This is a genomic window from Bacteroides sp. 90-K9/2, from assembly GCF_047310725.1.
Classification (GTDB): Bacteria; Bacteroidota; Bacteroidia; order Bacteroidales; family Bacteroidaceae; genus Bacteroides; species Bacteroides vicugnae.
Window position 1 is genome coordinate 1,710,973 of the sequence record NZ_JBCGVL010000001.1, and the last position, 15,839, is coordinate 1,726,811.

General features: G+C 44.0%; 9 protein-coding genes. 3 read left to right on the plus strand and 6 right to left on the minus strand.

The genetic code is table 11. The features are described 5' to 3' along the window. Positions 1 to 34 precede the first annotated feature (34 nt). Together AAHJ11_RS06490 and AAHJ11_RS06495 are read right to left on the minus strand one after the other, a co-directional pair. Entirely contained in the window at positions 35 to 2,575 is a 2,541-nt protein-coding gene (locus tag AAHJ11_RS06490; protein WP_320982962.1) for a bifunctional UDP-N-acetylmuramoyl-tripeptide:D-alanyl-D-alanine ligase/alanine racemase, read from the minus strand. Then, a complete protein-coding gene (locus tag AAHJ11_RS06495) occupies positions 2,551 to 3,570 on the minus strand; it encodes a GSCFA domain-containing protein (protein ID WP_254883806.1) in 1,020 nt (339 codons plus the stop codon). The genes AAHJ11_RS06490 and AAHJ11_RS06495 overlap by 25 nt, the downstream gene beginning before the upstream one ends. Before the next feature lie 167 nt (positions 3,571 to 3,737). Here AAHJ11_RS06495 and dxs point away from each other — a divergent pair, with 167 nt between their 5' ends. The 3 genes from dxs to AAHJ11_RS06510 all read left to right on the plus strand — a co-directional run bounded on the left by dxs (position 3,738) and on the right by AAHJ11_RS06510 (position 8,535). After that, positions 3,738 to 5,642, plus strand: coding sequence for a 1-deoxy-D-xylulose-5-phosphate synthase (dxs, locus tag AAHJ11_RS06500; RefSeq protein ID WP_217722044.1), 1,905 nt, complete (start codon positions 3,738 to 3,740; stop codon positions 5,640 to 5,642). A 1-nt stretch (position 5,643) separates the two neighbouring features. Beyond that, positions 5,644 to 6,984 (plus strand): Trk system potassium transporter TrkA, encoded by a 1,341-nt coding sequence (gene trkA, locus AAHJ11_RS06505; RefSeq protein WP_009000401.1) that lies wholly within the window; start codon positions 5,644 to 5,646, stop codon positions 6,982 to 6,984. A gap of 99 nt (positions 6,985 to 7,083) precedes the next feature. Continuing rightward, positions 7,084 to 8,535, plus strand: a complete 1,452-nt coding sequence (locus AAHJ11_RS06510) for a TrkH family potassium uptake protein (protein WP_320982961.1) — start codon at positions 7,084 to 7,086, stop codon at positions 8,533 to 8,535. Between the two features lie 49 nt (positions 8,536 to 8,584). Here the strand turns inward: AAHJ11_RS06510 and AAHJ11_RS06515 are convergent, their stop codons facing one another. The 4 genes from AAHJ11_RS06515 to AAHJ11_RS06530 all read right to left on the minus strand — a co-directional run bounded on the left by AAHJ11_RS06515 (position 8,585) and on the right by AAHJ11_RS06530 (position 15,794). Beyond that, positions 8,585 to 9,967 (minus strand): SGNH/GDSL hydrolase family protein, encoded by a 1,383-nt coding sequence (locus AAHJ11_RS06515; protein ID WP_217722046.1) that lies wholly within the window; start codon positions 9,965 to 9,967, stop codon positions 8,585 to 8,587. Between the two features lie 68 nt (positions 9,968 to 10,035). Continuing rightward, on the minus strand, positions 10,036 to 11,169 hold the full coding sequence (locus tag AAHJ11_RS06520) for a glycoside hydrolase family 130 protein (protein WP_320982960.1): 1,134 nt from the start codon (positions 11,167 to 11,169) through the stop codon (positions 10,036 to 10,038). A 171-nt stretch (positions 11,170 to 11,340) separates the two neighbouring features. After that, positions 11,341 to 13,497 (minus strand): GH92 family glycosyl hydrolase, encoded by a 2,157-nt coding sequence (locus tag AAHJ11_RS06525; protein ID WP_320982959.1) that lies wholly within the window; start codon positions 13,495 to 13,497, stop codon positions 11,341 to 11,343. A 23-nt stretch (positions 13,498 to 13,520) separates the two neighbouring features. Beyond that, on the minus strand, positions 13,521 to 15,794 hold the full coding sequence (locus AAHJ11_RS06530; protein WP_320982958.1) for a GH92 family glycosyl hydrolase: 2,274 nt from the start codon (positions 15,792 to 15,794) through the stop codon (positions 13,521 to 13,523). Positions 15,795 to 15,839 lie beyond the last annotated feature (45 nt).

The following is a 15,839-nucleotide window of genomic DNA, read 5'->3' on the forward strand; positions in this document are numbered from 1 at the left end:
TCTTTGAAAAAAACTCCGTGTCCTCTGTGGTGAATTAATCCTGATAATATACCCGTTTCACCCGTGTCGATATACTTGTCAGCACTTCATAAGGGATCGTATCCAGCTTATCGGACAACACCGTAATCGGCAGATCATCACCGAAAATGATGGCCTGATCGCCTTCCCGACAGTCAATGTCCGTTACATCTATCATGCACACATCCATGCAGATATTACCCACATAAGGAGCTTTCTTTCCGTTCACCAGGCAATAGGCATTGCCACGTCCCAAATGACGGTTTAATCCATCCGCATAGCCGATAGGAATAGCTGCAATACGCGAAGGGCGTACCAGATGTCCCATCCGGCTATATCCCACCGTATCTTCCTGGGGAACATCCCGAATTTGAAGAATGGTAGTCTTGAGCGTGCTCACATTATGTATAATCGAATTGTCTATCGGGCTAACTCCATAAAGTCCGATTCCCAAACGTACCATATCAAACTGTGCATCGGGGAAACGTTCGATTCCTGCTGTATTGCAGATGTGACGGAGAATCTTGTGAGAGAAAGCGGCTTGCAATTCCTGCGAACCTTTCTCGAACAATTCAATCTGTTCACGGGTGAAAGCGTCGAACTGCGACGAATCACTTCCTACAAAATGAGAGAATACCGAACGGGGGATCACTGCACTCTGATTCTTCAGACGACGAATGAGCAATGGTATATCCTCTACCGCAAAGCCCAAGCGATGCATACCTGTATCCAGTTTCACATGAATCGGGAAGTTGGTGATTCCTTCTTTTTCTGCCGCTTTGATGAGCGCATCGAGCAGATGGAAATTATAGACTTCCGGTTCCAGCTTATAATCGAACATGGTTTTAAATGCTGTAAGCTCCGGATCCATGATTATAATAGAGGCGGTAATACCTGCTTTGCGAAGTTCTGAACCTTCGTCAGCCACGGCCACAGCCAGATAATCGACATGGTGTTCCTGCAAGCTCTTGGCTATTTCGTACGAACCGGCTCCGTAAGCGGATGCTTTCACCATACAGATCACCTTTGTTTCCGGATGGCGAAGCATGGAACGGTAATGGTTCAGATTGGCGACCATCGCTCCGAGGTTTACTTCAAGGATGGTTTCATGTACCTTCAATTCAAGCTCTTCGGATACCAAATCAAAGTTGAACACGCGCGAACCTTTTACCAGAATTACTTCCGAATGAAGTGATTTGAGTATGCCGGACGTAAGAAGTGCTTCTGTGTTAGGAAAGAAGTAGCGTTCGAGATCGTCATCAAAACGAGCGGAACAGGAGGATATTTCCTGCCCTACACCAATCAGTTTATTTATTCCTTTACTCTGCACCAACTGTGCTACACGCCGGTAGAGCGTAGCGGTACTTTGTCCGGTTTCCAGTATATCCGACAGGATCAGTGTCCGCTTCAAGCCTTTCTTTTCGGAACGGCGTACCAGAAAGTCGAGTGCAATATCCAACGATGCCAGGTCTGAATTATAACTATCATTAATCAATACGCAGTTATTCTTTCCTTCTTTCACTTCCAGACGCATGGCAATCGGTTCGAGACGGGCCATCCGTTCGGTGATCTGGTCGGCAGGCGTCATCAGGTAAAGACAAGCTGCCAGGCAATTCAGCACGTTTTCGATGGAAGCGTCATCGATGAAAGGAATACAGAATGTATTATCCATTTCCAGATAACGATAGGATATAACGGTATGATCTTCTTTCTTGATTACACGGCTGATATACAACGGACGTTCAATATCCTTACAGCTCCAGGCTATTTCACGTGCGGTCAGCATTGATTTTGCGACACAATTACTGATTAATTCGTTATCACCGTTGTAAATCACTACATCGCAGTCTTTGAAAAGCGTCAACTTCTCCATACACTTCTCTTGCAATGAGAAGAAGTTTTCCTGATGGGCACCGCCGATATTGGTCAGAATACCAATGGTAGGCTTTATCATTCGTTTCAAGGCTCCCATCTCTCCCATTTCAGAGATGCCGGCTTCAAAAATACCCAGTTCTGCTTCTTCTGAAAGCTGCCATACAGAAAGAGGAACTCCGATCTGCGAATTATAGCTACGCGGAGAACGGACGATACAACGATCCGGACTAAGTAACTGGTGCAACCACTCTTTCACAATGGTTTTTCCATTGCTTCCGGTGATACCGATCACAGGGATTTTAAATTTATCACGATGCGCTTCGGCAAGCTTCTGCAAAGCTTTCAGAGGATTGGGAACGATAAGGAAATTGAGAGTTGAGAGTTGAGAATTGAGAATTGGCTGCGCATCATCATCCTGCCCAGATTTCTCCATTTTCAAATCTCCATTCTCAATTAATTTAAAGTCTTCTTCTGTTATTACAAAATTGCGTACGCCCCGGTCGTATAATTCGGGGATATAACGGACTCCGCTATTTCGTTTGGTAGTTAAAGCAAAAAAGAGAGTTTCTTCCGGAAAACTCAAAGAGCGGCTGTCTGTTAACAGCCAATCAATAGTCGCTTTATGTTTGCCTATACGGCGGGCACCGATACTTTGGGCTATGGATTCAATCGCATATGACATAGTTCTGTTTCTTTTTGAAAATCTAAGTACGGGTATTTTCCGATAAGTCGTTCTATTTTTAACACTATTTGTCCTAAAAAGCGTTGATACGCCTCTGACTCGGGGTGAAAGGGTTTATGTGCCAAGTCACGGCGGATGTCTTGCACTGCCATGATAACCTGCTTTGTTTCAGTGGAAAAGAAGGTTTCGGAGAAGCGCTCCCACAGGTAACGAATCGCCAGAGGAGACGGATGCAGCATATCGTCAGCATAGAAGCGATAATCACGCAATTCGTCCAATATGATCTCATAAGAGGGGAAGTAGAACACTCGTCCCGGGAACAGTTGCTGCAACCGGTCGATGGCGAGCAACAAGGTAGATTTGCTTAATTGGTTGGCGTGCATCCCGTCGCGTATATGACGAATCGGGCTGACTGTAAACAGCCATTTTAATTTCGGGTTATGGGCTGCCATTTCGGTGATGAGTGCTGTATAATCTTCTACAATTTCTTCAACAGTAAGCCGGTAACGTAAGAAGTGGTTTTCCGGCAGTTGATGGCAGTTGGCTACCACTTGTCCACTTTCTTTTTGTTTATAGACGTAGGCAGTGCCCAGAGTTACCATCAGCCAGTTCAATTCCGGCAGTCTTTGATGGGCGTGATGAAGACGGGCATTTATGGTATGCAATGTTTCTTCGGGCGTAAAAGCTGAAAAAGAGCCGTGATGCATCGGACTATGCCATAAGTCTTTGTAGGCAAACAAATCCTGACTGGTATATTCTTTATTTCCTATAATCTCTCTCAAAGCGGATGAGATGGACAAAGGATTATAAAGGATACCAAAAGGATTCAGATCCAGCTGAAACCCGGCATCTGTTAATTGTCTCCCGATATTTTCCGCAAAACAGGAGCCCATCAGAAGAATACGATCTGCATGACTGACAGGCGGCATCCCGGCAGGCAATTCTACAGATGTTTGAAAGTTCATACGATTTTCCATCATTTCATTACGTTTCATATGCAAAAGTAATCAAAAAACAATTTCCTACCTCTTTTTCCTCACGATTCAATAATCTTAGGGGGTACGGAAAAACAGATACGTCTCTATGCCGAATAAGATTTTATAAAAAAAAGGAGGCCGAATATACTTTCTTTTCGTATTTTTGCACTAAATTTCCTCGAATCATGAAGAATGAACCGATATATAACTTGCTAAACACTATCAATTATCCTGAAGACCTGCGAAAACTAGACGTGGAGCAACTGCCGGAGGTATGTAGTGAACTAAGGCAAGACATTATTAAAGAACTCTGCTGCAACCCGGGGCATTTCGCTGCCAGTCTGGGAACTGTGGAGCTGACCGTAGCTTTGCACTACGTCTACAATACACCTTATGACCGTATTGTATGGGACGTGGGACATCAGGCATACGGCCACAAAATACTGACAGGACGCCGTGAAGCCTTTTCTACGAACAGGAAACTCGGAGGAATCCGCCCTTTCCCGTCTCCGGAAGAAAGCGAATATGATACTTTCACGTGCGGACATGCTTCCAATTCTATTTCTGCAGCTCTCGGTATGGCTGTCGCAGCCGCCAGAAAAGGAGATGCCAAACGCCATGTAGTAGCCATCATAGGCGACGGTTCCATGAGTGGCGGACTGGCTTTCGAAGGACTGAACAATGCATCCGCCACGTCGAACAACCTGCTCATTATCCTGAATGACAATGACATGGCTATTGACCGTAGTGTAGGAGGCATGAAGCAGTATCTCTTTAATCTGACAACTTCCAACCGCTATAATCAGCTACGTTTCAAGCTCTCGCGCATGCTGTTCAAGCTCGGCATCCTAAACGAAGAACGTCGCAAAGCGCTCATACGTTTCGGGAACAGCCTGAAATCAATGGCTGCACAGCAACAGAATATTTTCGAAGGGATGAATATCCGTTACTTCGGTCCGATAGACGGACACGACGTAAAGAATCTGGCAAGAGTATTGCGCGACATCAAAGATATGCAAGGACCTAAAATCCTGCATCTGCATACTATCAAAGGAAAAGGATTCGGACCGGCAGAGAAGCACGCTACCGAATGGCATGCTCCCGGCAAGTTCGATCCCGTCACCGGCGAACGTTTCATTGCCAACACAGAAGGAATGCCTCCGCTTTTCCAGGATGTATTCGGAAATACATTGGTAGAGCTTGCCGAAGCCAATCCGAAGATTGTCGGTGTCACTCCCGCCATGCCTAGCGGTTGTTCGATGAATATACTGATGGAGAAAATGCCCAAACGCGCGTTTGATGTAGGCATTGCCGAAGGACATGCGGTTACTTTCTCCGGTGGAATGGCCAAAGACGGATTGCAACCATTCTGCAATATCTATTCTTCTTTTATGCAACGGGCGCATGATAATATCATTCATGACGTAGCGATTCAGAATCTCCCTGTTGTTTTGTGCCTCGACCGCGCCGGACTGGTTGGCGAAGACGGTCCCACTCATCACGGAGCTTTTGATATGGCGTGTTTGCGTCCGATCCCCAATCTGACGATCAGTTCGCCCATGGACGAACATGAATTACGTCGCCTGATGTATACGGCACAATTGCCGGACAAGGGTCCGTTCGTGATCCGTTATCCTCGCGGACGCGGTGTATTAGTGGATTGGAAGTGTCCGCTGGAAGAGATTCCGGTGGGAAAAGGACGAAAACTGAAAGAAGGTAACGACCTTGCGGTTATCACTATCGGACCGATAGGAAACATAGCCGCCCGTGCCATCACCCGGGCAGAAGCTGATTTCGGTCTGTCTATCGCCCATTACGATTTGCGTTTCCTAAAACCACTGGACGAAGAGCTGTTACATGAGGTAGGACGTAAATTTCAACGTGTGCTGACTATCGAAGACGGGATTATCAAAGGCGGAATGGGTAGTGCTATCCTTGAATTTATGGCAGACAACGAATACAAACCAACCGTGAAGCGTATCGGTATCCCTAATATATTTGTAGAGCATGGTTCAGTAGCCGAACTGTATCAACTGTGCGGCATGGATGAAGAAGGGATTCTGACTAAAATAAAAGAATTTATCAATTGACATGAAGATTATTATTGCCGGTGCCGGCAACGTAGGCACCCATTTGGCCAAGCTGTTATCGCGCGAGAAGCAAGATATCATCTTGATGGATGATGACGAAGAGAAACTAAGTGCTCTTAGTGCCAATTTTGACTTGCTGACTGTTGCCGCTTCTCCTTCTTCCATCTCCGGATTGAAAGAAGTGGGCGTCAAAGAAGCCGACCTGTTTATCGCAGTCACACCGGACGAAAGCCGTAACATGACCGCCTGTATGCTGGCTACCAATCTGGGAGCTAAAAAGACAGTGGCACGTATCGACAATTATGAATATCTTCTGCCAAAAAATAAAGAATTTTTCCAGAAGCTGGGAGTAGATTCTCTGATTTATCCGGAAATGCTGGCTGCCAAAGAAATCGTATCTTCGATGCGTATGAGCTGGGTACGCCAATGGTGGGAGTTCTGTGGAGGTTCTCTGGTTCTGATTGGTACGAAGATGCGCGAAAAGGCTGAAATCCTGAATATACCGCTGCATCAGCTAGGCGGTCCTAATATACCTTATCACGTAGTAGCCATCAAACGCGGAACGGAGACGATTATTCCCCGTGGAGACGATGTCGTTAAATTGCATGATATTGTTTATTTCACCACTACCCGCAAGTATATTCCTTATATTCGTAAGATAGCCGGCAAGGAAGATTATGCCGACGTACGCAATGTGATGATTATGGGAGGAAGCCGCATCGCAGTCCGTACCGCACAATATGTGCCGGACTATATGCAGGTGAAAATAGTAGATAATGACCTGAACCGTTGTAACCGCCTGACAGAGTTACTGGATGATAAGACAATGATTATCAACGGAGATGGTCGCGACATGGATTTGCTCATCGAAGAGGGACTAAAGAATACCGAAGCATTTGTAGCTCTGACCGGTAACTCGGAAACAAATATTCTAGCCTGTCTCGCCGCTAAACGTATGGGAGTGGAAAAGACGGTGGCAGAAGTAGAGAATATCGACTATATCGGTATGGCGGAAAGTCTTGACATCGGTACTGTTATCAATAAAAAAATGATTGCTGCCAGCCATATCTACCAAATGATGTTGGATGCCGACGTGTCTAATGTGAAATGTCTTACTTTTGCCAATGCGGACGTTGCTGAATTCACTGTACCGGAAGGTGCTAAAATCACCAAACACCTGATTAAAGACCTGGGACTCCCGAAGGGTACTACCATCGGAGGAATGATCCGCAACGGAGAAGGTATCTTGGTGACGGGTGATACACAAATCCGTCCCGGCGACCATGTAGTCGTATTCTGTTTGAGTATGATGATTAAAAAGATTGAGAAGTTCTTTAATTAAGTATTAAGTATCAGGTATTAAGTATTAACCGTGGCAACCCATTTTCACCGACTAATACTTAATACCTGATACTTAATACCTGATACTTAATACTAGTTTATGATTAATTCAAAGATGATATTCCGGATTCTGGGCTTTCTGCTTCTGATAGAAACAGCGATGCTGTTATGTTGTGGAGCGGTCTCTCTTTTTTATAAAGAGAATGACTTGCAGAGTTTCCTGATTTCATCTGCTGTCACAGCCTGTATCGGCGTTCTGTTGCTTGCCGTCGGGAAAGACGCAGTGAAATCCTTGAATCGTCGCGATGGATATGTCATCGTCAGCGCAGCATGGGTTACCTTTTCCCTTTTCGGAATGTTACCTTATTATATAGGAGGATATATTCCCAATGTTACAGATGCTTTTTTTGAAACGATGTCCGGATTTAGCAGTACGGGGGCCACTATTCTGAATAATATAGAGTCGATGCCCCACGGAATACTTTTCTGGCGGGCTATGACGCAATGGATAGGTGGTTTGGGTATTGTATTCTTCACCATTGCCGTTCTGCCGATTTTCGGTGTGGGCGGAATTCAGGTATTCGCAGCAGAAGCCAGTGGACCTACTCATGACAAAGTGCATCCCCGCATTGGCATCACCGCTAAATGGATTTGGGGTATTTATGCCGGAATGACGGGAACACTGATTATTTTATTAATAGGTGGTGGCATGAGTATATTCGATAGTATATGTCATGCTTTTGCAACGACCAGTACCGGTGGGTTCTCTACCAAACAGGCCAGCATTGAATATTACCATTCACCTTACATAGACTATGTAATTTCCATTTTCATGTTCCTTTCAGGAATTAACTTCACATTGCTGCTGTTGATGTTTAACGGGAAGATTAAGAAGTTCCTACATGATGCGGAACTGAAGTTCTACTTTATTTGTGTTTCATTCTTCACTCTATTCATTGCTATCTGGCTCCATCAGACTTCTTCTATGGGAGTAGAGGAGGCATTCCGGAAATCGCTTTTCCAAGTGATTTCATTGCAAACTTCTACGGGATTCGTCACAGCTGACTATATGCTTTGGCCTTCCATCCTTTGGGGCTGCCTCGTCATTGTGATGATTATCGGAGCTTGTGCCGGCAGTACAACAGGGGGGATCAAGTGTATTCGTATGGTTATTCTGTTTCAAGTAGTGAAAAATGAATTCAAACATATTCTTCACCCTAACGCCATACTCCCGGTGCGGGTAAATAAGCAAGTTATTTCCCTTTCCATCCAGTCTACTGTATTGGCTTTCACCTTTTTGTATGTAGTTATTGTTATCATCAGTGTGCTTGTCATGATGGGCTTAGGAGTCGGTTTCTTGGAATCAATAGGAACAATAATCTCAAGTATAGGCAATATGGGACCAGGTCTCGGCACATGTGGCCCGGCTTTCTCATGGAGTACATTGCCCGATGCTGCCAAATGGCTGCTTTCTTTCTTAATGCTCTTGGGACGCTTGGAATTATTTACTGTATTATTGCTTTTCACTTCCGACTTCTGGAAGAAGAATTAAAAACTCAAATTCTCAACAATACTCATCGTATTTCTACGTCATTATCGCATCATATCTTTCTAAGTAAAATCTTTCTTACTACAGGTTTATTAACCTCATAAATCTTATTGATAAGAACTTCCATTTCCTGCTCACGAGCTTCACGGACAGGATCCAACATCATCTTTGAATACATATCGCGACGTCCTTTCAACCAGACATTCTTATCCACGTTTTCATCCATTATCTCAATTGCTTTTCTATCATTAGCGAACAACAATCCCTGCTGCTGGAAAAAGCCAAATTGACACCATGCATACTCTCTGAATGTTCTTTCAATCTCCCAACGATATTCATTCAGGTGCATCACTGTCAATGCCTGTTGATATTGAGGAGTTTTGGATTCGGCAGCTAGATTAATGCCTTTTGCCAAGTCGTCTCCACTCCATATTCCAATTTCTTCCTCATCAATCAACAATTTATAATCACCTTTCAGACCTGTTACTTTCAGAACCTCACGATTCATTTCATCCATAAAAGGAATGACTTTCGTAGCTTCTGCCTGACCTTTTTTTTGTCCCCATCCACGGGCAATCGTATCCAAAGGATAAGGAAGAGCTTCTGCCAGATAGTCAAAGCTCAAATCTTTCCCGTTCTTCTTGATATTTGAGATTGTACAATTCTCTGCTTTAACTGCCTGTTTCTTATTAGCATTTATCTCCATTTCTGCTACTTCTTTACCCACAAATCCTTGTGCTTTCAGGAAAAGGTAAGCCATCACCATGTGTCCGTCATTATCCGGATGAATACGGTCGCTGCCACAAAGCGTAAATGCCGGATCTTTCTGTTGGTTTTGTTGATTCAAAGCAACCATAGGAGCATTCAAATCCGTAAATTCCCAATTGTTCTTAGCTGCAGATTCTTTCTGGTATTCAACGATACGTTTGATAGTTTCGTTCTTTGTTTTGAACGGTACATTCTCTTTCAATTGCACGGTTTCATCATAAGGGGAAGTTCCGACCATCACAATACGGGTATCAGGAAGATCTTTGAAACGCTTCTCCATTTGCTGATAGTTCTTGATACTTTCCTGATATTTCTGTTCACCGAATTCTTTGGGATTATCCCCGTTATATTCAAAATATCCGGAGTCATTCATACCAAAAGTAACCATCAATACAGAGGGTTTCATTGGGAAAATATCTCCATCCAAGCGTTTGTTCATATCGTATGCCGTATCTCCGCCAATACCACCGTTCAATATGCGGAGAGGCATATTCGGAAAACGAGTCATATAATACAACCAGATATACGAATGGTAATGACCGCCATCCGTGATACTGTTTCCTAAAAATACTGCTCTTTCACCCTCTTTAAAAGGTTTCACAGTTTGAGCAAAGGCAGTAGTATATGTCATACAAACTGCCGCAATCAATACAAAAATCTTTTTCATGTCTTAATATTTTTTACAAATACAAATGCCAAACAGAAAGATTATGATCTTCTTCATGAACATTTTCTTTATTTTTTGAGAGAATCGTATACAGCAACTGCCACGCGAGAATCAGCACAGCCATAATAGAGGAACCACTTCTGGTTGTGGAATACAAGTCCCTCGATAAATACCGTTCCGGCAGGGTATTGTCCGCTTTTCTCAAAGTCTGATTCGGGAGTATAGAACGGTTTATCCAGACGATCGATTAGTTTGGTAGGGTCTTTACTATCAAACAGGGCTTGTCCGGCACAATAGGAATTCGCTGTATAAAGCGTATCTCCCTCTGCACCCGATTTGTTTTTTCCGTTATAAAACAACAGGATTCCTTTATCTGTCAGGATAGCAGGAGGACCACACTCGGTCAGGTCACTGTCGAATTTACCCGAACGGGGTATCATGACTTTCAGGAATTCGCCGTTTTCATCCAACATTGGTTCCCAGTTGACGAGGTCTGTGGAGGTAGCTACATTGACAAACTTTTCTCCCCAATACATCCAGTATTTCCCATCTATTTGGGCGATCACTTGTTTGCCGTCGACTAATTTAGTCAGGATAGAGGCAGACTTTGAGAATTCATCCAGAAATCTTCCATTATAGGCTTTGGCAAAAGCAGGTCCGTGTTTTTCCCAAGTTTGGAGGTCACGTGAGGTGGCCACTGCCAAACGTGCCTGTTTACGGTTCCATTGTGTGTAATGCATTACATAAAGTCCGTCTTCTGTTACGGCAATGCGCGGGTCTTCGCAACCACCCGGATTCTCGAGTTCTTTCTGGCTATCGTCTGCCGGATAAAATACGGGAACAGTCATTCGTTGGAAATTTATTCCGTCGTCGGAAGAAGCGTATCCTAAACGGGAAGTACGTGAACCGATACCGGTTGCCGAATTATCTTCAGCCCGATAGAGCACTACAACTTTTCCATCATAAACGGTGGCAGCCGGATTGAATGTATCGCTCGCCTCCCATGCCACTGAATCCTGCCTCATCGGACAATAGAAAATAGCAGTAGTATCAGGTGAGATAATTGGATTAACGCCTTCCGGACGCTGGAAGTCCGCCCACGCCCAATCCGGAAATTCGGATGTTTGTTTCTTCTCGCCACATGAAGTAACGAATGCGGCAGCCATCAGTAGATAAGCTATGTTCTGTAGTTTTCTTTTCATTCTTACGTTGTTTGATTAATATGTCTTCATAATTAGTTTTTCAAATAAAATAGGCACGGATTACACAGATTAACGCTGTTGCTTTACATACCCATCATTCTAAAAACCGTGAAATCCGTGTAATCCGTGCCTAATCTTTTTGCAAAATTATTACCAACCTGCTTTATTTCTTTAAGGGAAAGAGGGAGGCACCACTTTAGTTCCCCATTTTACATCGGGTTTGGCCGAGGTAGCAAAATCAATAGTCCCACCATTATTAAGTTGATCCCAATCTATCCATGTACTATCATACGGTTTGCCATTCAACTTCATGGATTTGATATAGATATTCTTTTCCGAACCGCCTTTTATCACTATATCTCCTTTCTTCAGATGAACTTTCACCGATGAAAAGATTGGTGTATTTACAGTAAAGCCTCCTATTCCCGGTATTTCGGGATAAAGACCGATACAGGCAAACACATACCAGGCACCCATCGTACCTAAATCATCATTACCCGGCAGACCGTCAATTTTACTTGAATACTGTTCATTCAATACACGGTTGATAATTTCCTGTGCTTTGTAGGGAGTTCCCACCCAGTTGTATATCCAGGGGATATGGAAACTCGGTTCATTGCCGGAAGCAAACCAGGCATCATTGTAGCCGGCATCCAGACGGGTGAAGAATTCGTCCAAACGTTTCTCTGCCGCGGCTTTTCCACCGATAATTTCAATCAGACCGGCAATATCGTAAGGCACCATCCAGAAATAATTCTTATAGGTCGACTCACGGAAGTCTTCAGTCAGAGGTTTCCACGAGCCATCCGGATTACGTGATTGCAGCCAGCCGGTTTCCTGATTGTACAGATTCTTCCATGAACGGGCAAAATGAAAATAACGCCAACTTGCAAATTCATCTCCTACGGCGTGCAATGCAAACTGTCCGATGGCAAAATCCGCAGAAGTATATTCCAATTGAATGGAAGCATTATAATATCCTTTATCCAAATACTGTTTCAATCCCGGACGCGCCTCCACATTCTGCGACATTGCTCCCGGTTCTTCGGCTCCCTTTCTCATTATTTTGAAGATCGGCTTCGGATCATAATTACGGGCACCAAAAGCATAGGCATTAGAGATCAGGATAGGAGTCGGATCTCCTTGCATCACTCCGGTTTCAATATTCGCCATTACCCAACGTGGATAAGCGCCGCCAGCTTCTTCAGCAAATAGTTGGTGAGAAATCACAATATCAGAAGCTACTTCGGGATCGAGCATCGACAATAACTGAATCTGTGTGCGATAGGTATCCCAGTTGCTGAAAGAGGTGTAATGTTTAGAACGGGACTTATGCACCTTGAAATCAGCTCCCATATACTCTCCGTTCACATCACTGCATACATTCGGGTGAATGAACGAACGATACAGATGGGTATAAAATTGAGTGGTCCGGTCCGGATTAGTGCCCTCTACTTCGATCTTACCCAAGTAGTCATTCCATTTGGATTCTGCCTGGTTTTGAATCTGTAAGAAGTCCCATCCGGTATTCTCTGCTTTCAGATTCTCACGTGCATTTTCTACGGAAACATAAGAAACACCAATCTTATACTGGATATTTTTCTTCTTGCTTACATCAAAAGTAAAGTAGACTCCGGAATATTCTCCCTCGGCAAAAGTGGTGTTCGGTTTCAGTTCATCTCTTTTCCAGGTTCCCGATTCCAAGGCATCGGCATCAAATTCTGCAACGAAATAGACTTTATACGGTGTACGCAGACCGCAGAAATTGCCACCCTCCGCATAACCTTCACACTTATTCGGTGCAGTGATTACAACGGCTGCCTGCTCGATCGGAGTGGCGGAAATACCTCCACCGATAATGACCGTACCATATTGTTGATCTGCCGGATATTCATAATTCGCCATACCGGTTCTTTCGGTCACAGTCAGTTTGGCTTTGATATCTTCCTGCACCATTGCCTCATAATAACCTGCGTGTCCTTTTTCTTCAGAGATATTGATACGATAGTTGAGAATGTTGTCCGGAGACATCTTCAGTTTGCCTTTTACCGGAAAAGTAGGGAAGTTGCCCATGTGTTCGCAACCGCCGCCACTCAATTGGTTGATGACGAATCCTGAACGTTTGGAAAAGTAAGAAGGGGTGAACTGCACCATTCCATAAGGATAGGTGGCTCCGGGATAAAGATATCCCGAAGTCAGACCAACGCCTTTTGTACCTATCAGTGTATTCACCTGACGGGCATAATTGCTCCCGGCATTCTGTGCCAGGAGGCTCCCCCACCCTCCAATCAATACCAATAATAAACCTGTTAAAACTTTATTTTTCATACTGCATTTCGTTGTTTCTTTTCTTATTCTTTCGACAGAGAGAAAGGAGCGGCATATTTTGACGTGCATCTTTCTTTATTCGGTTGCCCTCCCATTTCAAAACGGAGCGTACCACCGTCTGCTATGTCGTCATATTTAATGAAATTCTTGTCCAATACACGTCCATTCAAAGTAGCAGACTGGATATAGACATTCTCTTTATTGTTGTTATTTGCTTCGATCACAAACTTATTTCCGTTTTCCAGCGTTATGGTAGCCTTTTTAAATAGTGGACTGCCAATCACATATTCATCCGTACCCGGGCAAACGGCATAAATGCCTAATGAGCTTAATATATACCAGGATGACATACCGCCTTGATCTTCATCACCCGGATATCCTCTTTCTGTTGAATTATAGAGTCTTTCAACAATCTGGCGTACCCAATACTGTGTTTTCCATGGCTGTCCGGCATAGCTATACAGGTAAGGCATGTGCTGAATCGGCTGATTGCCATGTGCATACTGTCCCATCCCTGCCAATTCCATTTCTTTCATTTCATGGATCACTCCTCCGTATGTTCCCGGCTTGATAGTGCTGGGCAGGGTAAACACTGAATCTATTTTGGTAGTAAACTTCTCATCGCTTCCGAACAAGTTGATTAATCCTTCGGTATCATGGAATACCGACCAGGTATAATGCCAAGCATTGCCCTCACAGAAAGGTCCGCCCCATTCCAGCGGGTCAAACGGTTCCTGCCATTTGCCATCGACTCCTTTTCCACGCATAAAGCCGATGGATGGATCGAATACATTCTTATAGTTGTACATCTGACGGGCAAAAACTTCCTGATAGTGTTTGTTTCCGACCATTTTTGCCAGCTGGTAGCCACAGAAGTCATCATAAGCATATTCCATGGTCTGGGCACTTGAGCCCATTGATTCCGGATAAGGAACATATCCCAGTTCAAAATATTCTTTCCAGAAGCCGCGTCCGTTGGCTCCTCCCCAAGGACCTTTGTTCATCGCTTCGTGTGCGTATGCTTTCAAAGCTTTTTCCGGGTCGAAGGTACGGATGCCTTTTGCCCATGCGTCTGCCAATAATGAGATGGAGTGATTACCCAACATTCCTCCCGTTTCTCCGGGAGCCGACCAGGATGGTAGCCACCCGCATTGTTCCTGTGCGGCAAGCAAAGCATTCATGTAGCGTCCTTGCATAGTAGGATGAAGAATATTGGTCAGTGGGAACTGTGAACGGAAAGTATCCCAGAATCCATTATCGGTATACATATATCCGTCATATACTTTGCCATCGTAAGGGCTGTAATAATAAGGTTCTCCGTTCGCTTTACGTTCGTAGAATTTACGTGAGAAAAGATTAGCACGGAACAGACATGAATAAAAAGTCTTCATTTGTTCTTCTGTTCCACCCTCTACCTGAATTCTGTTCAGCAGTTCATTCCATGTTTTTTGTCCACGGGCTTTAGTAGTTTCCAGGTTGGAGTCTTTACCCAGTTCATCGTTCAAAGTAATCACAGCCTGTTCTGCACTGATATAGGAAGAGGCTGCCTTAGCCTGTACTTTCGAGCCTTTTTTAAACTTGATATAAGCACCATAACCTTTGCCTGCTCCCTCCTGTTTTTTAGAGAAGATTTCATCTTTCTGATTTTCCCATACGCCGTAATCTTCAAATGCTTTATCGAATTGCACAACGAAATAACTGCGGAATGTCTTGGAATTATTTACAAAACGCTGGTTATTCACCCAACCGGATATTTGTCTCTTGGCGGGATCTATTTTGATTTCACTCATATCTGTATATCCGTCGATCACCAGATAGGCATCTCCGGTAGAGGGATAGGAAAAACGCAAATGCACACCGCGGGTAGTCGGTGCCATTTCGGTGGTAATGCCATTATTCAATGTTACTTTATAATAATGCGGCTTGGCTATTTCATTGTCATGACTAAATTTCGTCGCCCGTTTATCCTGATTTACGACTAGTTCTCCCACCATCGGCATAAAGGAATATACGGCATAATCACTCATCCACGGGCTGCATTGATGTGACTGGCAGAATCCTCTGATGGCATCTACCGCATACTGATACTTCCAGCCCTCTCCATTCTTTCCGGTTTGTGCAGACCACGTATGCATGGCATAGGGCATACCGGTAGTAGGATATGTATTTCCGTAGCTTAATCCAAAATGGGAATCAGTGCCCTGTAACGTATTGACGTATTGCACCAAGTCTTTCGTTTGAGCGTATATTCCTATGGAAATAAAAAGAAAGATTACTAGATAAATTAGTTTTCTCATGGTTATTCTTTAATGTGTAACGTACTATTTTTACTGATAGATTGA

Bases quoted from the DNA above. Each gene is read 5' to 3' on its own strand.
- AAHJ11_RS06525 (WP_320982959.1), bottom strand. From the start codon at position 13,497: ATGAAAAATAAAGTTTTAACAGGTTTATTATTGGTATTGATTGGAGGG.
- AAHJ11_RS06520 (WP_320982960.1), bottom strand. From the start codon at position 11,169: ATGAAAAGAAAACTACAGAACATAGCTTATCTACTGATGGCTGCCGCA.
- AAHJ11_RS06490 (WP_320982962.1), bottom strand. From the start codon at position 2,575: ATGTCATATGCGATTGAATCCATAGCCCAAAGTATCGGTGCCCGCCGT.
- AAHJ11_RS06510 (WP_320982961.1), top strand. From the start codon at position 7,084: ATGATTAATTCAAAGATGATATTCCGGATTCTGGGCTTTCTGCTTCTG.
- dxs (WP_217722044.1), top strand. From the start codon at position 3,738: ATGAAGAATGAACCGATATATAACTTGCTAAACACTATCAATTATCCT.
- AAHJ11_RS06515 (WP_217722046.1), bottom strand. From the start codon at position 9,967: ATGAAAAAGATTTTTGTATTGATTGCGGCAGTTTGTATGACATATACT.
- AAHJ11_RS06530 (WP_320982958.1), bottom strand. From the start codon at position 15,794: ATGAGAAAACTAATTTATCTAGTAATCTTTCTTTTTATTTCCATAGGA.
- trkA (WP_009000401.1), top strand. From the start codon at position 5,644: ATGAAGATTATTATTGCCGGTGCCGGCAACGTAGGCACCCATTTGGCC.
- AAHJ11_RS06495 (WP_254883806.1), bottom strand. From the start codon at position 3,570: ATGAAACGTAATGAAATGATGGAAAATCGTATGAACTTTCAAACATCT.